Origin of the sequence: Beduini sp. (assembly GCF_047239305.1) — a bacterium.
GTDB lineage: Bacteria > Bacillota_I > Bacilli_A > Erysipelotrichales > Coprobacillaceae > Beduini.
The window spans coordinates 147768-169464 of record NZ_JBKTEM010000001.1; the positions used below are offsets into that span (position 1 = coordinate 147768).

The 21697-nt window shown below is 32.6% G+C and carries 15 protein-coding genes; 14 read left to right on the plus strand and 1 reads right to left on the minus strand.

Going from position 1 to position 21697, the window contains the following annotated elements:
- The 12 genes from ACLRVU_RS00715 (at window position 1) to ACLRVU_RS00770 (ending at window position 18313) form a co-directional block, all read left to right on the plus strand.
- The gene (locus ACLRVU_RS00715) at window positions 1-3108 is read left to right on the plus strand and encodes a type I restriction endonuclease subunit R (RefSeq protein WP_412890244.1); all 3108 of its coding nucleotides are present in this window, start codon (window positions 1-3) and stop codon (window positions 3106-3108) included.
- 316 nt (window positions 3109-3424) lie between these two features.
- The gene (locus tag ACLRVU_RS00720) at window positions 3425-6112 is read left to right on the plus strand and encodes an AAA domain-containing protein (protein ID WP_412890245.1); all 2688 of its coding nucleotides are present in this window, start codon (window positions 3425-3427) and stop codon (window positions 6110-6112) included.
- 266 nt (window positions 6113-6378) lie between these two features.
- Window positions 6379-7281 carry a M48 family metalloprotease gene (locus tag ACLRVU_RS00725; protein WP_412890246.1) on the plus strand — a complete coding sequence of 301 codons (903 nt, stop codon included), beginning with the start codon at window positions 6379-6381 and terminating at the stop codon, window positions 7279-7281.
- A 509-nt stretch (window positions 7282-7790) separates the two neighbouring features.
- Window positions 7791-7925 carry a hypothetical protein gene (locus tag ACLRVU_RS00730; RefSeq protein WP_412890247.1) on the plus strand — a complete coding sequence of 45 codons (135 nt, stop codon included), beginning with the start codon at window positions 7791-7793 and terminating at the stop codon, window positions 7923-7925.
- A gap of 194 nt (window positions 7926-8119) precedes the next feature.
- Window positions 8120-8653, plus strand: a complete 534-nt coding sequence (locus tag ACLRVU_RS00735) for a sensor histidine kinase (RefSeq protein ID WP_412890248.1) — start codon at window positions 8120-8122, stop codon at window positions 8651-8653.
- Window positions 8654-8681: 28 nt separating this feature from the next.
- A complete protein-coding gene (locus tag ACLRVU_RS00740; RefSeq protein WP_412890249.1) occupies window positions 8682-9185 on the plus strand; it encodes an NUDIX hydrolase in 504 nt (167 codons plus the stop codon).
- 271 nt (window positions 9186-9456) lie between these two features.
- Window positions 9457-11283: an EAL domain-containing protein gene (locus tag ACLRVU_RS00745; protein WP_412890250.1), complete on the plus strand. Its 1827-nt coding sequence runs from the start codon at window positions 9457-9459 to the stop codon at window positions 11281-11283.
- Between the two features lie 654 nt (window positions 11284-11937).
- On the plus strand, window positions 11938-14502 hold the full coding sequence (locus tag ACLRVU_RS00750) for an NYN domain-containing protein (protein WP_412890251.1): 2565 nt from the start codon (window positions 11938-11940) through the stop codon (window positions 14500-14502).
- Between the two features lie 18 nt (window positions 14503-14520).
- Window positions 14521-15414 (plus strand): damage-control phosphatase ARMT1 family protein, encoded by an 894-nt coding sequence (locus ACLRVU_RS00755; protein ID WP_412890252.1) that lies wholly within the window; start codon window positions 14521-14523, stop codon window positions 15412-15414.
- A gap of 260 nt (window positions 15415-15674) precedes the next feature.
- A complete protein-coding gene (locus tag ACLRVU_RS00760; RefSeq protein WP_412890762.1) occupies window positions 15675-16025 on the plus strand; it encodes a MurR/RpiR family transcriptional regulator in 351 nt (116 codons plus the stop codon).
- A gap of 107 nt (window positions 16026-16132) precedes the next feature.
- On the plus strand, window positions 16133-16678 hold the full coding sequence (locus tag ACLRVU_RS00765; RefSeq protein WP_412890253.1) for a TetR/AcrR family transcriptional regulator: 546 nt from the start codon (window positions 16133-16135) through the stop codon (window positions 16676-16678).
- A complete protein-coding gene (locus ACLRVU_RS00770; protein ID WP_412890254.1) occupies window positions 16679-18313 on the plus strand; it encodes an ABC transporter ATP-binding protein in 1635 nt (544 codons plus the stop codon).
- Window positions 18314-18338: 25 nt separating this feature from the next.
- On the opposite strand, the gene ACLRVU_RS00775 is transcribed toward ACLRVU_RS00770, so the two are convergent.
- Complete coding sequence (locus ACLRVU_RS00775; RefSeq protein ID WP_412890255.1) at window positions 18339-19493, minus strand: DNA glycosylase AlkZ-like family protein; 1155 nt, start codon at window positions 19491-19493, stop codon at window positions 18339-18341.
- 183 nt (window positions 19494-19676) lie between these two features.
- Here ACLRVU_RS00775 and ACLRVU_RS00780 point away from each other — a divergent pair, with 183 nt between their 5' ends.
- Entirely contained in the window at window positions 19677-20660 is a 984-nt protein-coding gene (locus ACLRVU_RS00780) for a diaminopimelate dehydrogenase (protein ID WP_412890256.1), read from the plus strand.
- A 261-nt stretch (window positions 20661-20921) separates the two neighbouring features.
- Window positions 20922-21581, plus strand: a complete 660-nt coding sequence (locus ACLRVU_RS00785) for an MgtC/SapB family protein (RefSeq protein ID WP_412890257.1) — start codon at window positions 20922-20924, stop codon at window positions 21579-21581.
- Window positions 21582-21697: the final 116 nt, after the last annotated feature.

Below are 21697 nucleotides of genomic sequence, written 5' to 3' on the forward strand. Positions count from 1 at the left end.
ATGTATGAATACAATCCTATTGCAGAAACAAAGAATTTTATAGTTCTCGATAAGTATGAAAAGTATTCACTTATACGAGAAGCAGCTGCAGTTTATCAAACAGAAGCATCTCTTGAAAAAGAATTTATCCAAGATTTAGTGAATCAAGGATATGAATATTTACCAGAGTTAACAACTCCTGCAGCAATGTTTAAAAATGTGCGTGTGCAGCTAGAAAGGCTTAATGACGTGGTGTTTAGTGATGAAGAGTGGGTAAGGTTCTGTGAAGAATACTTAGATAAACCAAGTGATAATCATATAGAGAAAACTCGAAAAATCCATAATGACTATATATATGATTTTGTGTTTGACGATGGGCACATAAAAAATATTTATCTTGTAAATAAAGAGGATATAGCAAAAAATAAAATGCAGGTTATTTCTCAATTTGAAATAACAGGAACCCAAGCGAATCGTTATGATGTTACTATTTTGGTGAATGGTCTTCCTTTGGTACAGGTAGAGCTTAAGAAACGCGGGGTTGCTATTAGAGAAGCGTTTAATCAAGTAAATAGATATAGCAAAGAAAGTTTTAACAGTGATAACTCACTATACAAATATTTACAAATTTGTGTAATTTCTAATGGTACGGATACTCGATATTTTGCAAATACGACGAAACGTGAAAAAAATAGTTTTGATTTTACAATGAATTGGGCAAAATCAGATAATTCATTGATTAAGGACCTTAAAGATTTTACAGCAACGTTTTTTCAAAAGAATACGATATTAAGAATTTTGTTACATTATTCTGTTTTTGATTCAAGTAATAATTTATTGGTCATGAGACCTTATCAAATAGCTGCTACTGAACGAATTATATGGAAAATTAAAAGTGCGTATGAGCTTAAAAAATGGAGTACTACTGAAAGTGGTGGATACATTTGGCATACAACAGGATCAGGAAAAACTTTAACTAGCTTTAAGGCTGCTCGTCTTGCCACAGAACTCAATTTTATAGACAAGGTGTTTTTTGTGGTAGATAGAAAAGATTTAGATTATCAAACTATGAAAGAATACCAAAGGTTTTCGCCAGATAGTGTAAATGGTTCAGAGAGTACTGCTGGACTTAAACGAAATATTGAAAAAGATGATAATAAAATTATTGTTACCACAATTCAAAAGTTGAACAATCTTATAAAAAGTGATGAAGATTTAGCGATTTATAATAAACAAGTAGTTTTTATTTTTGATGAAGCTCACCGTTCTCAATTTGGTGAAGCTCAAAAAAACATAAAGAAGAAGTTTAAAAAGTATTATCAATTTGGATTCACTGGTACGCCGATATTTCCTGAAAATGCATTAGGTGCAGAAACTACTGCTTCTGTATTTGGGAGGGAACTGCATTCTTATGTTATTACAGATGCGATTAGAGATGAAAAAGTTCTTAAATTCAAAGTAGATTATAATGATGTTCGCCCTAAATTTAAAACCATTGAGAGGGAGCAAGATGAGAAAAAACTATTAGCTGCAGAAACAAAAGAAGCACTTCTTCATCCTGAGAGAATAAAGGAAGTATCTCAATATATTTTAAATAATTTCAGATTAAAAACGCATCGTTCGCATATTGGGGCGAAGGGGTTTAATGCTATGTTTGCTGTTAGTGGTGTTGAAGCGGCAAAACTATATTATGAATGTCTTAATAATTTACAGAAAGACAGTGATAAGCCCTTAAAAATAGCGACTATATTTTCTTTTGCTGCCAATGAAGAACAAAGTGCAATTGGAGAAATTGTCGATGAGACATTCGAACCAACAGCACTGGATAGTAGTGCAAAAGAGTTTTTAACTTTGGCAATTAGTAATTATAATAAGATGTTTAAAACAACCTTTAGTGTAGATAGTAAAGAATTTCAAAATTACTATCGCGATCTTGCGAATCGTGTGAAAAAACAGGAAATTGATTTATTAATTGTAGTAGGAATGTTTTTAACAGGGTTTGATGCACCAACTCTAAATACACTATTTGTCGATAAGAATCTCCGTTTCCATGGTTTAATACAGGCATTTTCAAGGACAAATCGTATTTATGATTCAACAAAGACTTTTGGTAACATTGTGACTTTTAGAGACTTAGAACAAGCGACGATAGATGCGATTACACTTTTTGGAGACAAAAACACTAAAAACGTAGTACTTGAAAAAAGTTATAAAGAGTATATGGAAGGATTTACTGATATAGCTACAGGTGAGGCTTGTCGTGGTTATGTAGAAGTAGTAAAAGAGTTAACTTCAAGATTCCCGGATATTGAGCAAATAGTTACTGAAAAAGATAAAAAAGAATTCGTTAAATTATTTGGTGAGTATCTGCGTGTTGAAAATGTATTGCAAAACTATGATGAATTTACTAACTTAAAGGCATTGCAGTCTATTGATATAAATAATCCAAAAGAGTTGGAAGAATTTAAAGCTACTCATTATATTACTGATGAAGAGATAAAAGCCATGCAAGACATTCAAATTCCAAAAGAGAGGACTATTCAAGATTATCGTTCGGTATACAATGATATTCGAGATTGGCTACGTCGCGAAAAAGCTGGAAAAGAGAATGAAAATTTAAATATTGATTGGGACGATGTTATCTTTGAAGTTGATTTATTAAAATCTCAAGAAATTAATCTCGATTATATTTTGGAACTTATTTTTGAAAAACATAAGGCAGTAAAGGATAAAGAAGTCTTAGTTGAAGAAGCACGTCGTATCATTCGTTCTAGTACTGGAAATCGTGCAAAAGAAAGTTTGATTGTAGATTTTATGAATAAAACTGATTTAAATGAGATTCAAGATAAGGCAAGTATTATTGATGCATTCTTCTTGTTTGCTCAAAAAGAGCAAGCAAGAGAAGCAGAGGAATTAATTAATGAAGAAAATCTTAATGTAGAAGCAGCAAAGAGATATATCCTAGTTTCATTGAAGAGGGAATATGCCAGTGAAAATGGTACAGAATTAAATGAAATACTACCTAAAATGAGTCCGCTTAATCCAAAGTATTTAACAAAAAAACAAGCCGTATTTCAGAAAATATCTGCTTTTGTAGAAAAGTTTAAAGGTGTTGGCGGTAAATTATAGTTTGGAAAAGCAAATAAGTGAAAGAAATTAAAATATAGTAATATGAGTGGTTTGAGGAGTTCATAATAACTGAATACATTTTGAGTGCAAAAATTTTGATAGTTATATGAAGTGTCATTTAGGTGACACTTTTTATGTTATATTATGCAGTTTATATATTGAAGTGGAGACAGATTGGTTTTAGAAAATTTTTGCAATGATACTTTTATCTATTTTTTGCTTTTTAAGTTTTCATATTTAAATTAAACATATTTTTATTTTAGACTGTAAATAGATACGGAATGTTGGTATAATTTTATTAACGGCAGGTGATATTGTGTTTAAAATTATATTGGGAGGAAATGATTTAACGAATCAAATTAAGGATTGGAGTATCTATAAAGCAAATAATAATCAATTGATGGCATCCATAACATATAAGTCTGATAAAAAGTATCATAGACCTCTAAATGAATGGAAAATAGAGCCTTGCAAAAGGCATACAGGTGACTTATTATTGTACAATAAAATTAACAAGAGAGTACAAAATATTAAAGAGGCATTTGAAATTGGAAATAAGTATTATATTGTTAAATTTATTGAAAGTAATGAATGGTATATAATGCTGAAGTCTAACAATATACTCTCACAATCAACAAATATAAAAGATGGGGATATTTATAAATATTTTTTACAAGTAGCAGAAGAAAGAATTAAAGTTACTAAAGGTAAGAGAAACGAAGAAATAGCAAAAAATGTTTTAAATCAGTTTGATAAATTACTTCCGTATAATCAAACCTGTTTAAATGCATACTTGACTAAGAATGTAAGAAAAACAATCAATAAAGAGCATTTAATATTTCCGTTTGGAATTAATGAAACTCAAATGGATGCAGTAACTAATGCTTTTAAATCACAGATCAGTATTATTGAGGGACCACCAGGAACTGGTAAAACACAAACAATTCTAAATATTTTAGCAAATATAATAATCAATGGCGAAACATGCGCAATAGTATCAAATAATAATTCAGCTGTTAAAAATGTTTATGAAAAGTTAGAAAAAGTAAACTTAGATTTTTTAATAGCGAAATTAGGTAACTGGGAAAATAAAGATGATTTCTTTAAAGATATTAAATATAAAAAACCTGCACTTAATAGTAGTCCAATTCAGATTGATGAAATAACTGAAATTAAAAAAAATATAGAAAATTTACTATCAGCTAAAAATGATTTGGCTAGGCTTAATAGCGAAATTGAGGAGATAAAAATTGAAAAAGAATATCTTTTAAAATGGCAGCAAGATCATCCGGAAATAAAAATGATTGATATAAATAAATATCATTTATCCACAACAGAGATGGTTAATTTATTGGTCTATGTAAGAAGACTGTCAGATAAATTCTTATCTTTTATCGATAAATTCAATTTATTAATGAATTATAGAATAATTAGAAGCAAATTTTTGAATGATTTAGAGACTAGACAAAATTTTGTTTTTTCACTTCAATTTACTTATTATGACAAATTATTATATGAAAAAGATGAAGATTTAAAAAGAATTAAAGAGGTGCTTGATAAAGAAGATTATGAGTATGATCTAAAATCTTTAAAAGAAAAATCTATGGCTTTCTTATACGATTATATTATTAAAAAATTTCCAAACGATTGTCCAACTTTTAATATTGGTAATTATTATAAAGACTTCTCTAAGTTTTTAAACTATTTTCCTATAATAGGCAGTAGTACACATTCTTTAATGAATTCTATTGCAAGAGGCTATATATTAGATTACGTTATTATAGATGAAGCTTCACAGCAGGACATTATTCCTGGTATTTTATGTTTTGGTTGCGCAAAAAATATTATTATTGTCGGGGATAGAAAGCAATTACCACACATCCCAATAAAAACGAATGTAAAATGTCCTAATAGTTTATACGATTGCGAAAACTTGAGCCTTTTAGATTCATTAGATGAAATATTTAAAGATGAAGTTCCTAGAACTTTGTTAAAAGAACATTACAGATGCCATCCCAAAATAATTCAATTTTGTAATAAAGAATTTTATAATAATCAACTTATTCCTATGAAAAATGATAGAGGAGAAGATGCTTTATCACTCATTGTGACATCTCCAGGAAATCACATGCGCAATTTGTCAAATCTAAGAGAAATAGAATCCTATCTTAAAGTAAATGATGAAATATTTTCTGTTAAAGGTGAAAAAGGATTTATTGCGCCTTACAATGCACAAGTAAATCTTGCATGCGAAAAAATGCCAAAAGAGACAATTTGCAGTACTATACATAAATTTCAGGGCAGAGAATGTAATGAGATAGTATTTTCAACAGTGTTAGATAAGAAAAAGAGTAGTCAGCAAAATATTGATTTTGTAGATAATCCATCACTTATTAATGTTGCTGTATCAAGAGCAATCAATAAATTTACTTTGGTAACAGGGAACAATGTATTCCTTAAGAATAATAAACACTTAGCGGCTTTAATTCGTTATATAAAGTATTATGCAAATGAAGATCAAACTTATGATAGTCCCGTTATTTCCGCTTTCGATTTACTTTATACAGAATATGATAAATCTCTAGAAAAACTAAATTCAAAATTGAGAATGAAAGATTCTAAATTCAAATCAGAACAAATCATTGCGGCAATATTGCGAGATGTATTAAAAATGGAAGATTTTAACTTTTTGATTTTTCATATGCAGATTTATTTAAAGCAGCTAGTGTCTGTAAGTCGTATTAAATTTACATCAAGAGAAATAGAGTATATTCATAATAATGCGAGTTGTGATTTTGTAATCTATTATAAAATAGGTAAATCTCCATTTACTGTTATTGAAGTGGATGGAGGGTATCATAATCAATCTCCTCAAATAGAACGAGATCAATTGAAAAATAGTATATTAGAGAAAGCAGGCATTTCATTATTAAGGTTGCCAACAATAAGCAGTGAAGTTAGAGAAAAAATAATTTTACATTTTCACAATTTATTAAATAAATAGCCTACATTTTTATGTGAATTTTGTGAACAAATTAGAATTATCAGCAGATGCCTAATAATAGCTCATTTTCTTTATATATCAAAGATTAAGTATTGATGTTTTATTATTTAGCTCTATATATTATGAAAGGAAATAAATTGTACTTAGTATAAATGTTTCTATAATTATTTTAAAAATTAATTGTTGCATTTTGTCAGAAATCATTGAATTATGTGAATTGTTATTATAAGATTAATTTACTATAGTAATGAGAGGGGAAATGAGTTTTGTATATTGTAGACTTTATAAAGGTTGTTTTAGAAAAAAGGAATATACCTACTTTAATCTATTTATTGGTCAATGTAGGAATAATTGCTTTATTATCTATCAATACGTTTAATACAGGGTGGATTCAGGCTTTTGCCATTGCTTTAATAATTTATTTTATTTCGTTAGTCATTGCATTGAGTCCATTTGGGGAATGGATATTGCGATTACAAACAGGGTGCAAGAAAATAAGAAGAGAGGATTATAAAAGATTTATTAATCCAATATTTGAAGAAGTGTACGCCAAAGCAAAAAGTATGGATAAAACAATTCCGAATAATGTTAAATTGTTTATGTTAGATGATGATGGAGCTAATGCGTTTGCAACGGGTAGAAGAACAATCTGTATCACAAGAGGAATGTTAAATGCTCCCGTTGAGGAAATTAAAGCAGTATTAGGACATGAGTTCGGTCATTTAGCACATAAAGATACAGATTTAATTTTAGTAGTTTGTATTGGTAACTTTTTAATTACAACAATTTTTGTTTTAATAAGAATGTTTGCTCGAATAGTATCATTGATTTTTCAATTAACTGGAATATTTGTTGGGGAATTAGCCGTAAATTTAGGTGCTTTTTTAAGTGGGATTATTGTAGATTTCATATTAATTAGTTTAATGAAAATATGGACAAAGGTCGGAATGCTGCTTGTCATGAAATCTTCTCGAAGTAATGAATATGCAGCGGATGAGTTTTCTGCCAACCTTGGTTATGGAAAAGAATTGTGCATGTTTTTAGATCGCTTTGACAGTGCTGGATTTGATGGACTGTTTGCGACCTTAGTAAGCAGTCATCCTGCTAGTGATGACCGAATTGCTAAATTGCAATCGAAGGGAGTAGATTATTATCTCCAGAGATTATAATAGAGAAAGTGCACAATTAGTTTTAGAAATCTTACGAGAAGAGTATGAGAAAGAAAAACAAACCACTCAATCGTTGGATAACAAAGCGGGAATATTTTTGTCTGCATTGGTTGTTATTGAAACGCTTTGGATTCAAATTGTTCCAATTAAAGATGTTGTTATGCTTTTTAAACAATGCGAATACAGTAAACTAATTGTCCTGGGTATTTTATTAATAGTGTATTTCTATTGTTTAGTCTTAATATCATTTTATTGGTTAAATGTTTAATGCTCAGAAATTTTAGTGCAGTAAATATGGACAGTATTATTACAGAGAGTCGAAAAAATGTGAATTATAAAAAATCTATGGATGCGGTTGTGGACCATTATAATGTAATATTGCATGATAATATTCCGTTGAATCAAGAAAAGTCTGAATATTTAAAGAAGTCTATAAAAGTTTTTGGAATTTATAGCGTTTTAACTATTATTATATTGGTTATAATTATTGCTATTGTCTAGGAGAAAATATGATTAGAAACAGTAAAAAGAAAACAAAACCTAAAATTGATAAACCAAGAAAAACAACTTATGCTGAACTTAGCAATTGTAAGGTATATAATGATGTTTGGAAAACAAAAGAAGATAAAAAGAGTGATAAATAAGTTATTTATTTGGCTTTTTAGGAGACGTCCTAATAGCCTTTTTTATTTTAATCTTCAATCAAATCCTCTATAATAACCCCATTCCCCATAAATTTTCATTATTTAAGGATTTTTTAATAATTAATTTAATTAAATTATATAGTAAGGCTTTAGAAGAAAATATCTATATAAAGGAAGAAGATCAGCTTCATGCAATGCATCAAATCGGAGAAAAAGCAGCGGAAATTGAAAATTATGTAGAAGAGATTATTCGTTCTTCAAGGGAAGATATTTTAGATGTTCAGGTTGAAGTAGGAGAATTCTATTTGATGGATCTAATGAATCGTGTTTTAGCGGTTTATCAGGAACAGTGTGATTTGAGACAACTTAAATTAACTGTTCAAAAGTTTGATAATCGCTTGTTAAAAGGGGATATTGAGTGCAGTCAGGAGGTCTTTGAGAATCTTTTTGAAAATGTTTTTAAATATGGGGATGGCAGGCATATTGATATTTCTTTTTATGAAGAGGACTATTGTCAGCTTGTTCGCATTTTTAACACAGGAGAACCAGTTTGTGATAATGAATTTAATCATATTTTTGAAAGCTTCTTTAGAGGAAGCAATAGCCAAGGATTAAAAGGAAATGGCTTAGGTCTCTATATATGCCGTGAATACATGCGAAAAATGGATGGCGATATATTTGCGGAAAAGACAAAGGAAGGCATAGCTTTTATTCTTGTTTTTCGATAACAAGTAAAATGGATAGAAGGAGAAATTTATGAAAGAACAATTTGCTAAACCCGCTGTTGCAGCGATCATTGAAAGAACGATAGAAAATGAAACCTATATTCTGATGCAGGAACGGCAAAAGGAAAATGACTTGAATACGAACGGTCTTATTGAGATTGCTGCAGGTAAAATCAGAGAATATGAAAGCGTCTTTGATGCTTTAAAACGTGAAGTATACGAAGAAACCGGATTAACTGTCACAAAGATTATAGATCAGGAGCAGGCAGAGTATGCGATCAACCCAACCGCAAGCATCATGGGATTCACCCCATTTTATATCACTCAAAATCTTGACGGAATCTATTCATTGATCGTGATGACCTTTATTTGTGAAGGAGAAGGAGAACCAGTGAAAAATACTAATGAAACGATCAATATTCATTGGGTAAAGTTAGAAGAAGCTGCGTTACTATTAGAAAGATCTCCTGAAAAAATATTTCCGATGCACTTGCTATCATTAAAGAAATATATTCAATATAAAATAAAATCTTAATATACGAAGTCTCCTATAAAGAGATTTCTTTTTATTTTAAACAAGAAACCATCCATAACTCTTATCAAAATAAAATGGTGTCATTGCTCCTAACTAAATATAGTAATTTCAAATAATGGGCTTCTATGATAAAATAATAAAAAGGGACATATAACGACTAAAAATGCGAATTAAGCTACAATTGGGGATTTAGCTTCTTCTTATGTTATTTGTCATTGTCTTATACAAAATAATATTTTGGGTTATACAACATGGAAGAGAGGCATGTAGGATGTTGAACGATCATAATAAAAAGTCCACACATAACATTATCATTTTTTCTGCTATATGGATTGTTGCGATTGGAATTTTGATGTTCTCGCTTTATCAAAACCTTGGATATGCAAAAGTGATAAATTATAGTGGAGTTGTGCGTGGGGCTACGCAGCGTTTAATCAAAAAAGAATTAACGAATCATCCTGATGATGATATGATCGTTTATCTGGATGATCTGTTAGAAAACTTACATACCGGACAAGGATCTTTCAATCTGATTAAAATAGATGATGAAAATTATCAAAATCAAATTCAATCTATGATGATAAAATGGGAAGAAATTAAAACAGAAATTAAAAATATTCGTGCTGGAGAATCTCCTGATCGGCTTTTTAGTTTAAGTGAAAATTATTTTGAGGATGCAGACCGGATGGTGCATACTGTTGAAAAATATTCAAATCTTCAATTGAAACAACTCATTATTTTTTTCTTATTCTACCTAGTGCTTTCCATTGGCGCTTTTATTATTTGGTATCGATTTAAACAGGATGAATTAAATAAGGTTTTATATATTGACAGTTTATCTGGGATACCTAATTTGACGGCATTTGAATTGAATGTGGTGGCATATTTAGAAAAGAAACAAGATAAAGAATTAGTAGTGTTATGTTTTGATATTGATGACTTTAAATTTCTTAATACTTCCTATGGTTATTCTTTGGGGGATTCTTTAATTAAGATTATTGCCAAAGTTGTAAAAAAAGTAGCAGTTCAGCGAGATTGCTGTGCAAGAAGCGGAGCCGATAATTTTTATCTTTTAGCTGAAAATTGTAAAGATCTTTATGTACATATTGGTACACAGTTAATTGAAGCTATTCAAAAAGAGTGTGAGTTTGATATAGCGAGTGATATTTCTTTTAGTTTTGGCGGTTTTAAAATTCAAGGTGATATAGAAATCAGAGAGATCATTGATCGTGTTCATTTAGCTCATAAAAATGCCAAAAGTATGAAAAGTGATGCTATTGTTTGGTATGATCATACGCTGACAGTTCAGCTGTTAGAAGATAATATGAAAATTAAGCAAATGCATCGTGATTTGAAGGAGGAAAAGTTTTTGCTTTATCTTCAGCCTAAATTTGATGTTGCTACTCAGGAAATCATTGGTGCAGAGGCACTAGTTCGCTGGCAATTTTCTAAAGATGTCTTTTTATATCCGGATAGCTTTATTCCGTTATTTGAATTGACAGGAAATATCTTTGAGCTTGATTTTTATATGTTGGAAAAAACATGTGCCTATATCAAAACGCATCACTTAGAACAAAATGATTTTAAGGTATCCATCAACTTTTCCAGGGTAACCCTTTATCGAAAAAATTTTAGAGAACAGCTTTTTATCATATTGGATAAATATGACGTGAGACCGACAAGTTTAGAAATAGAAATTACCGAAAATTCCATCAACGGTCTTTCGGATCCGATTATTTATCTGCTGCAGGATTTACGTCAACAGGGATTCTTAATCTCAATTGACGATTTTGGGACAGGCTATTCATCGCTGAGCTTATTAAGTTCACTGCCGGTAGATATATTAAAAATTGATAAGGCATTCTTGTTAGATAAGCATAATGAAAAGAATATTCAGGACATCTTAGGTCTAATTATCAGTGTCGCACATTCTTTAAATATTAAAGTTATTTGTGAGGGGGTGGAGACACAGGAACAAGCGAGCTTGTTGAAAGCTCTTTCCTGTGATTATGGTCAGGGTTACTTGATTTCAAAACCTATCGATGAAAATGATTTTGAAAGTAAGTATCTTGCAAGAAAGGGACGGGCAGTAAGATGAGCGGTTAAAAAAAATTAAGTACCGTTATTTTAGATGATAATCGTATCTGCATAATAGGCAGGATTCTTTTTAATCCGACAGTACAATGCGAATTGCTTCATTATCTAATCGATTTGGAAAAGAATTTACTTCTTTTCATTGGTTCAGTGTGGGAAGTAGTTCCTAAAACTATTGAGGAAATGATTCAATATTCGATTCTAAGCACTTGACCGATCATACGAAAGAGATGACGATCGGTAACGCTGAGCTAGTAAAAAGGGTTTGAAATCGCTGAGATATGCAAAGTATGTGGGATCTGTTTGAAAAATATCCGTAGCACTGCATTAAAGCGGGAATTATGCGGATTATGCCGGGAAGTATTTCCGGCTAGGACGATACAAAACAGATAACCAAGCCCTTTAAATATTTATTAAAATAGGTATTGAATATAAAGCTAACTTTAATAATAAAATGTAAATGTATAGATAAAAAGCACAGAATGATGAATTCGATCTTTGAAGATGAATGAATTATAGTTATTTCATTTATCTATTGTAGTAAGGACTATATCAAAAGATGTGCTTTTTAATATATGGAAAGTATAAATAAGTTTTCATTATCTATTATTTTTTATATAATAGAGATGATAAAAAATAAAAAAGCAGGTTAATATAGATGAAAAAAACAATTATAGGAATTTTAGCACATGTAGATGCCGGGAAAACTACATTAACAGAAAGTATGCTTTTTCTTTCGGGAAAGCTGCGCGCACTTGGCAGAGTCGACCATAAAGATGCGTTTCTCGATTATGATCAGCAGGAAAGAGAACGAGGAATTACAATCTTTTCTAAACAGGCTGTTTTCAAATGGAAAGACACTGAATTTACACTCGTTGATACTCCCGGTCACGCAGACTTTTCGACAGAGATGGAAAGAACACTGCAAATTTTAGATTATGCTATTGTGGTTATCAGCGGGACGGATGGAGTACAGCATCACAGTGAAACAATTTGGGAATTGCTGGATCATTACCAGATTCCTACTTTTATCTTTGTCAATAAAATGGATTTAAATCAAACCGATAAAGATTTATTGATGAAAGAATTACAGAGCAAATTAAGTACCAACTGCATAGATTTTTCAGAAATAAACGATCAAACGATGGAACAAATTGCTTTAAGCGATGATCATTTATTGGAAGATTACCTGAATGGAACAGCTATCTCTTTAGAAGCCATTCAAAATCAGATTGAGAATCGCCGTATATTTCCTTGCTTCTTTGGCGCTGCTTTAAAATCAGAGAATATTGATCATTTACTAAATGGATTGGATCGTTATATTAAGACTCGGCATTATCCAAAAGAATTTGGGGCAAAGGTTTATAAAATTACAAGGGATGAACAAGGAAATCGTTTAACACATATGAAGATTACCGGAGGAAGTCTTAAAGTAAAAGCACGATTGTCAGAAGATGAAAAGGTCGACCAGATTAGAAAATATTCTGGGAATAAATATGAGACTTATGAAGAAGTTGGTGCCGGTGAAATCTGTACAGTAAAAGGCTTGAAGCAAATAGCGGTAGGTCAGGGATTAGGTATTGAAACAGCAGTGCAGACACCGATGCTAGCATCTTTCATGGATTATCGTATTCTACTGCCTAAAGAGTGTGATCCTTTTAAAATGCAAAAACAGCTGCAGGAGTTGGCTGATGAAGATCCGCAGCTGCATCTTCGCTATCAGGAGGCGACACAGGAAATCCGGATTCAACTAATGGGAACTATTCAAATTGAGATATTAAAAAATAGAATTAAAGAACGGTTTGATATTGATGTTGAATTTGATCAGGGACAAGTCTTATACAAAGAAACAATCTTAGAACCGGTTATTGGAGTAGGACACTTTGAACCATTAAGACACTATGCTGAAGTTCATCTTTTATTAGAACCGGGAGAACGAGACAGTGGTTTAGTATTTAAAACAAAATGCAAAGAGGATATTTTAGGACGTAATTGGCAGCGATTAATCTTGACGCATTTAAAAGAGAAGGAACATCTTGGTGTCCTTACCGGATCTCCTATCACGGATATGATCGTGACATTAATCAATGGACGTGCACATTTGAAGCATACCGAAGGCGGAGATTTCAGACAAGCCACCTATCGTGCTGTTCGTCAGGGGTTAAAATCAGGGAAATCTCAGCTGTTGGAACCTTATTATCAATTTAAAATGGAAATTGCGAATGAATATTTAAGTCGAGCAATCTTTGATATTGAAAAGATGAACGGGCAGTTTACTATTTTAGATTCGCAATCAGATAAAGTCATCTTGACAGGTTCAGCACCAGTTGCTTTAATGCAGAATTACCAAAGTGAACTCATTTCCTATACCAAGGGAACAGGACGCTTAACCTATGGATTGGATGGTTATCGTCCATGTCATAATCAGCAGGAAGTCATTGAGGCTTTCGCCTATGACAGTGAATCCGATATCGATAATCCGACCGGTTCTGTTTTTTGCGCTCATGGAGCTGGGTTTAACGTGAAATGGGATGAAGTACCTGAATTTCAGCATCTGAAAGATAACTATTTTAAACAACCTAAAGTGGTTCAGCAGGAAGCACCTAAATATCCAATTTCTCAAAATGAAGATCAAGAATTGGAAAGAATATTTACTAAAACTTACGGAGAAAGGAAAATCCGTTTATCCAGTAAGGAAACGTATGATCGAAATCGCATAAAACAAGAAAAAATCTATAAGGTATTACCGGAATGTTTATTGGTAGATGGCTATAATATTATTCATGCTTGGCCGGAATTAAAAGATCTGGCAGAACATAATTTGGGGGCAGCCCGATCAAAGCTAATGGATATTTTATGTAACTATCAAGGTTATAAGCAGTGCATGTTGATTTTGGTTTTTGATGCGTATAAAGTGAAAGGCAACATTGGCATCAGTGAACAGTATCATAATATTCATGTTGTTTATACAAAAGAAGCTCAGACGGCAGACGCTTACATAGAACGTGCGACTCATCAGATGATCCATGAATATAATGTTATCGTGGCAACTTCAGATGCTTTAGAGCAGTTAATCGTGGCAGGACATGGGAGTCGTCGTATTTCAGCGCGCGAATTAAAACTAGAGATAGCGCAATTAAATAAAGAGAAGTTAGAGGAATTTGAAAGAAAGCAGCCAAAACACCATCATTTTCCCCTTGAAGACGTTAAAAATATGAAATAAAAATGGGGAGGATAAAAAATGAATAAAGCTTGCTTTGAATGTGATCGAGTGCAAATGCTGAAAATTAGTCAGTTTTTAAATTTAAATAAGCAGACTCAAGAGAAACTGCTAGCAATGGCGGATACCGTATTGAAACAATGCGATATGTCAAAAACCAATCCGGAGATTATGGCAGGGATTTGGGAAGAAGTAATTCAAATTTTGGGAAATAAAGATCCTTATGAAAAGATCAAACAGTATTATAATGAGTTCATGATGGCAATGAGTGAAACGATTCGTCAAGAAATTTTAAGTGTCGAAGATCCTTTCGAATCTGCATTAAAGATTGCAATTACTGGCAATTTGATTGATTTTGCCGCAAAGCATACCTTTGATGAAAGCACAATAAAAAAACTTTTGAAAGACGCTGAAAAAACTCAATTAACAGTTGATGATTCAAATGAATTAAAGAAACAATTAAATACTGCACATACATTGCTTTATTTAGGCGATAACTGTGGGGAAATCGTTTTAGATAAATTATTTATAGAATTATTAAAGATACAATATCCTGCTTTAAAGGTTTATTATGGAGTACGAGGAAAACCAATCGTCAATGATGTCACTCTTAAAGACGCTACCGAAGTTAATATGGCAGAAGTGGCTGTCGTCATTTCTAATGGTGATGGATCACTGGGAACTGTACTGGAAAGAACCAGTGTAGAATTTCAATCTGTCTTTAATCAGGCTGATCTTATTTTATCTAAAGGTCAGGGAAATTATGAAGGTTTATTGGGAAATTCAAAAGAAAACCTATTCTTTATGTTTATGGCGAAGTGTGAATTAGTCGCAAAGCCGTTAGGAGTTCCACGTTTGGGTATTGTCTGTTTGAAAAATAGAAAACAATTAAAATGGGGAGAACAATCACATTGATCTTTTCTTTTTTTATGCTGACAGTAAATATTTCTGCTATTCAAATAATGAAAACAGCTTATAATAGGGATGCTGGAAGATTATAAGCAGACATATTTAATCTTTTTGATTTAGATCAGCTGCTGTTTTCGGTAAATGCAATGAAACGAGCAAAGAAGATTGATGTTTATACTTCTGCGGGGAATCTTCATTTTGCTGAAAACTTCCAGTTTCAAATGCAGGAAATCGGAATATAGATCAATGTACCTAAAGAGGAGTATATTCAGCGTTTAACGGCTTCTTACAGTAATGAACAGCATTTAGCTATTATAATATCGTTTGGTGGGAGAGGCTTGCTGGTAGAAAGAATTATTCGCTGTTTAAAAGAGAATCACACTCCTATTTTACTGATTTCCTCTACAGAAGATTTTGAAATTAAAAAAATGGCTGATTATCATTTATATTTATGTTCAACCGAAAATCACTATCATAAACTCTCGTCTTTCTCTACTCGTTTATCGCTACTGTATATACTGGATGTCTTATTTCTCTGCTTTTTTTCAAAAGATTATGAAACTAATTTAAGAAATAAGCTCACTTATTATCAGAAAATTCGTCGTTATGATTATTAGATGCCTGCAAAAGACAGGCATTTTTATTTACCGTTATTGACAAATCATTCTTATTGATATAAAATAACATATGTTATATAACAAATGATATTGAAAGGAGAATAAGAATGCCGCCACGTCCAAAGGTAAGTAAAGAAGATATAATTGATAAGGCTTATATCATTATTAAAGAGGAGGGAATTGAGCAGTTAAATGCGCGATCTTTAGCCAGTCAGCTGGGATGTTCCACTCAGCCTATCTTTAAGAATTTTAAAAATATGGAAGAATTGAAACAGAGTACAAAGAAAAAAATTGATGAACAGTATGATGCTTTTATCTTGAAACATATCGATTCCAACGATGCATTGTTTACCGTTGCTTCTGCTTATATTCACTTTGCCAGTGAAGAGAAGCATTTGTTTGGAGCTTTATTTGTTCATCCATTAATAGAAAGCAGAAACGTGAGTGAGGTGTTAACTTCCTCATGGAACTTAGAAACCATTGCAAATTGTCAAAAACAATATGCATTATCAAGAAAACAGGCAGAAGATTTATATCGTGATGTTCGTTTCTACAGTCATGGGATTGCTGCGCAGATCTATGCAGGAACGATCATTTTAAGTAAAGGAGAGATAGAAGAATTGGTCAGAAATGCGATCGACCGATTTAAATAAATGAACAATTTATATATATTAAAGAAGTATTTTAAATTAGTAAAAGTAAAAAAGAGATATACGTTTTATTTGATTATCACATCACTATTGGCTGATGGGCCCTATATGTTTACCTCTTTGTTATTCAGCTATGCGATTAAATTTTTAACTATTCAAAAAATGGATACAGTGATTTTCATTTTCGTTCTGTATTTTGCTTTAAAGATCATATCTAAGATTGCTAGAATCGCGAATTATCAGGCAGCAAAGCTTTATTATAATGAAAGCTATATGCAGCTGCAGGGTCAGGTCTTAGATAAAGTGAACGAACTTGAATATGACTATTTTACGAATGAGAGAAAGAGTCATCTTATTAATACGATTAATATTGATATTAAGGAACTTGCTGATTTTGGCACATGGCTTTCAAGATCACTGTTTCTGATTATTTCATTTTTAGTTTCAATCATTATTCTTTGGCAAATCAGTTTTGCTTTGATGATCTTTGGGGTTGTGATCAATGGAATCGTGATTTATATCCTGAATCGCTATAATGACCATTATGAAAAGATCATGTTTAAAGCAAAACAACAGACAGATAAAGAAGTAGGGTTCTTTTCTCAAATTATGAACGGGATGTCAGAAATCAAAATTTTTGATTTATTAGCTCAATTTAAACAGATGTATCATCGCTGCAACGAAGATTATCTGACTGAGCATAACCATATGATCAATAATAATATTATTAAAAATATCATCAGTCCGGCAATAACGATGCTGGCAGAGATTTTGTTAATGATATATTCTGTCTATTATTGTTTTAAAGGAATATTTGGCATCGAAACAGTACTGATTATTCAATCCTATTTTGGAAATTTGTTTGGCTCTTTGAGTGAACTCGTCACTATTTTGGGGGAGCTTCGTTTAAAAAAGGTCTCCATTGACCGTTACGCTCAATTTTTAGAGGAAGAAGTCCCGCTTCAAAATAAGCAGGATTGGCAGCCGTTAAAGGTGAAAGGAGAAGTGACACTAGAAGATGTTACCTTTTCCTATCATAAGCAAGTGAACATATCTCATTTAAATCTTACTTTTAAACCAGGAAAAATTACAGGCTTGATAGGAAGCAGCGGCAGTGGTAAGAGTACAATCATGAAATTGATTCTAGGATTTATTTGTCCAAATTCCGGAAAAGTAATGATTGATGATCAGAATTTGTCTGGAATCAACCGTTCTGTGCTATCTCAAATGGTAACCATGGTGAATCAAGATCCATTCATTTTTAACCTATCCATCTACGATAACCTTGCTTTAATCAATCCTGACCGGAAAAAAATAGAGGAAGTATGCAAAAAAGTGCATCTTTATGATTACATCATGTCTTTGCCACAGCAGTTTGATACGATTTTAAATGAGAATGCAACGGATTTATCAGGGGGACAAAAACAACGCTTAGCGATTGCCAGAGCCTTATTAAAAAACACGAAGATCATCTTGTTTGATGAGATCACCAGTGCGTTGGATGAACATCTTTCAGAAGATATATTGGGATTTTTAAAAGAAATTAAGCAAGATCATACGATCATTATGATCACTCATCGTTCAAAAGAATATCAGCTTTGTGATGAAATTATTGATTTGAATACGTTAAGCATATAAAAAGGGGTAACTGAAGATATCCCTTTCAGCCTATAAACTGTGAAAATCGTTCCTTTTCTTTTTCAAATAAGTCATTGAAATTAGGATCCGGTATAAACCCTTCCTCCCACCAAATTTGATCAATTGCAAAATGAGAGGTTGAACGATCAGGATCAAAGCGTCCGACAAAATGATCTTTGTATAAAATAGGTAAAACATAGTAGCCAAACTGGCGGTCTTTCACAGGCTTATACACTTCCCAACGGTATTCAAAATTAAATAACTCGTGAATCAGCTGGCGATCCCAAATCAAATTATCCAGTGGAGCGATGAAACGAACGAACGGTGATAGTCGTATCGGTGTTTTCAGCTGTTTTAAATGTTCAGTCGCAACATAATAATGATATTTGGAATCGCTGATGCGAAATTCTGTTAATTTCCCTTTTTCACATAATGAGCGGATAGCCACTTTGCGTGTAGTGCTGTTGGAAAGGTGGAGCCCCTGCCAGCCCGGACCGGAGCGATCCCAATAAAAGCCGATACTATTGATTCTTCTCAAAGTATACCATTCAATAAAAGAAAGATCGTCTTCAAAAGGATCTTCACATAATAAATAGGAAGATGGAATTAATTTTTCGATACAGTCATAGATTTTCATGGCACCATTGCGAGAATGGATGCCGAGATGTTCATGGGCATACAAATAGTCTAAAGCAATACTGGCAATTCGGCTATTTCCCCAGTCACTCTTATTTAATGCATTAAATGAAAGATCTTTTCCTGAACAGGGCGCCTTTTCTTTGAATTCATCAAAGACATCATCAATATATGTATATACTTCCTCTTGATGACGATACCGAATAGCAAGTTCATTATAATGGGCAAAGTGCTGACGAACGCGTTTGAAATAGGGGTATTGAGACATCGGATAAATGCAGACTTCCTTATCATAGCCATCGACCAAAAGCCGATCTTTATAAAGCAGCTGATCTAAAGTAGTGCGGTCGACATGGGAAAAACGGCTGAATAGGACAATCTCAGGATTTCGCCCTACGATATTCAAGGGATCATATTGAATGGAACCAACCTTTTGCAAATAGCGAAGAATACCACGATTATTTTTTCCATGCGTATTTAATTTATCTAGGCCATGATAGCGAATTAAAAAACGTCTCGCCTGTGTTTTGGATAATGTAAGCATAAATTCACCCGCCTTTTAAGCTCATTATACAAGATTCTTTCTTTTTTAGCGATCATTTACTGATAGAGATAGACTGTATTTTTCTTTTTTAGATAAAACAATTTCTATTTTTCGCTAGTGAGTAGTGCTTTTTCATAGAAAAAGTGATAAAATATGTCCAGATAAAAATAAAGGGGGATAAAGATGAAAATTAGAATTGGAATCGTTGGTTATGGAAACCTTGGTCGTGGAGTGGAAAGTGCCGTTACAAATAGTGACGATATGGAATTGGTAGGCGTATTTACTCGTCGTGATCCAAGTACTGTTCATACACATACTTCACTGCCTGTTTATAAAATGGAAGAAGCCTTCAATATGAAAGATAAGATCGATGTCATGATCCTGTGTGGGGGAAGTGCAAATGACCTGCCTGTTCAAACACCGCAATTTGCAGAATGCTTTAATGTGGTTGATAGTTTTGATACTCACGCTAAAATACCAGAACATTTTAATCGTGTGAATGAAGCTTGTAAAATCGGGCAAACCATCGCTGTCATTTCAGCTGGCTGGGATCCTGGAATGTTTTCACTAAACCGTTTATACGGGCAGGCAATCCTGCCTCATGGAGCCGATTATACATTTTGGGGAAAAGGAGTCAGTCAAGGTCACTCTGATGCGATCCGTAGAATCGATGGAGTAAAGGATGCCCGTCAATATACAATTCCAGTAGAAGCAGCATTGGAAAGCGTTCGTGATGGACAGAACCCTACCCTAACAACAAGACAAAAACATACACGTGAATGTTTTGTGGTAGCTAAAGAAGGGGCAGATCTAGTAAAGATTGAAGAAACAATCAAGACAATGCCTAACTACTTTGCCGATTATGATACAACAGTGCATTTTATCAGTGAAGATGAACTGCAAAGAGATCATCAGGGAATTCCTCATGGCGGTGTTGTATTTAGAAGCGGAACTACCGGATTCGATCAGGAAAATAAGCATGTGATCGAATATCGTTTAAAATTAGATTCTAATCCTGAGTTTACTTCAAGTGTATTAGTAGCCTATGCCAGAGCGGCATATAGAATGCACCAAGAGGGGATGAATGGCTGCAAAACCGTATTGGATATTGCACCCGCTTATTTACACCCTGCTGATGGAGAAGAATTACGTAAAAATTTATTATAATAAATGAAGCATAGAAATCATGGCTGTTTCTGTGCTTTTTCTTTTGATGAAATCTGATTAAATAATTGTTATGAAATAAGCACTATAAGGATGGAGTAAATGGATTAGATATTTAAAATTAAATGTTTTGTTTAGAATAAATAAACTTAACAGTGATGTTGACAGGTTCGGTACGTTTCACTGTAAGATGATTTTATAAATGGAATTGATAGTCTTTTTAAAGATAAACGGACTATATTGATATTATTAAGGAGGAGAACAATGAGTGGAGAAACAATGTTAGAATTAGAATATTTACTGCGTGTTTTGATAGCTGCTGTCTGTGGTTGCTTGATTGGATATGAACGCAATAACCGCAATAAGGAAGCTGGAATCAGAACCCATATGATTGTTGCTTTTGGATCAGCTTTGATTATGGTTATTTCCAAATATGCTTTCTTTGATATGCCGGGACAAGCCGATGTTTCTCGTATTGCTGCACAGGTAGTAAGCGGAATTGGTTTTCTAGGTGCCGGAATTATTTTTGTTCGTAATGAAACGGTCAACGGTCTGACGACTGCGGCGGGCGTTTGGGCAACCGCAGGTATTGGGATGTGCATCGGAAGCGGAATGTACGTTTTAGGTATTGCTGCCACAATTGGCATGCTGTTGATTCAAATTATATCACATACACGTTTATTTTATCGTCATATGAATGAACATAGCTATTTGGAAGTAGACGTGGATCAAGTCGATTCTATCTCTAAATTAAATACTTTATTTGAAACAAACAAGATTCCAATTTATTCAATGAGTGTGGATAAGCAAAAGGATCAGTCAATTCATATAAAATTAGAGATTGAATATCCTAAAACAAGAGATAAAAAAGATTTGCTCACTTTACTTAGTCAGCAGTCTTTCATATTAAAATGTCAGTATTAACAGTACAATTAAATCCGGTAATATCGGATTTTTTTGTTAAAACAGAAGGAATAGAGGAAGAAAATTGACAATTTTCTACTTTATTTTTCAAGACTAATTTACATTGCGGGCAGGGT

What these genes read in the sequence shown, in the direction of transcription:
- ACLRVU_RS00715 (WP_412890244.1), top strand. Translation starts at nt 1, where the DNA reads ATGTATGAATACAATCCTATTGCAGAAACAAAGAATTTTATAGTTCTC.
- ACLRVU_RS00730 (WP_412890247.1), top strand. Translation starts at nt 7,791, where the DNA reads ATGATTAGAAACAGTAAAAAGAAAACAAAACCTAAAATTGATAAACCA.
- ACLRVU_RS00735 (WP_412890248.1), top strand. Translation starts at nt 8,120, where the DNA reads ATGCATCAAATCGGAGAAAAAGCAGCGGAAATTGAAAATTATGTAGAA.
- ACLRVU_RS00740 (WP_412890249.1), top strand. Translation starts at nt 8,682, where the DNA reads ATGAAAGAACAATTTGCTAAACCCGCTGTTGCAGCGATCATTGAAAGA.
- ACLRVU_RS00745 (WP_412890250.1), top strand. Translation starts at nt 9,457, where the DNA reads ATGTTGAACGATCATAATAAAAAGTCCACACATAACATTATCATTTTT.
- ACLRVU_RS00750 (WP_412890251.1), top strand. Translation starts at nt 11,938, where the DNA reads ATGAAAAAAACAATTATAGGAATTTTAGCACATGTAGATGCCGGGAAA.
- ACLRVU_RS00755 (WP_412890252.1), top strand. Translation starts at nt 14,521, where the DNA reads ATGAATAAAGCTTGCTTTGAATGTGATCGAGTGCAAATGCTGAAAATT.
- ACLRVU_RS00765 (WP_412890253.1), top strand. Translation starts at nt 16,133, where the DNA reads ATGCCGCCACGTCCAAAGGTAAGTAAAGAAGATATAATTGATAAGGCT.
- ACLRVU_RS00770 (WP_412890254.1), top strand. Translation starts at nt 16,679, where the DNA reads ATGAACAATTTATATATATTAAAGAAGTATTTTAAATTAGTAAAAGTA.
- ACLRVU_RS00775 (WP_412890255.1), bottom strand. Translation starts at nt 19,493, where the DNA reads ATGCTTACATTATCCAAAACACAGGCGAGACGTTTTTTAATTCGCTAT.
- ACLRVU_RS00780 (WP_412890256.1), top strand. Translation starts at nt 19,677, where the DNA reads ATGAAAATTAGAATTGGAATCGTTGGTTATGGAAACCTTGGTCGTGGA.
- ACLRVU_RS00785 (WP_412890257.1), top strand. Translation starts at nt 20,922, where the DNA reads ATGAGTGGAGAAACAATGTTAGAATTAGAATATTTACTGCGTGTTTTG.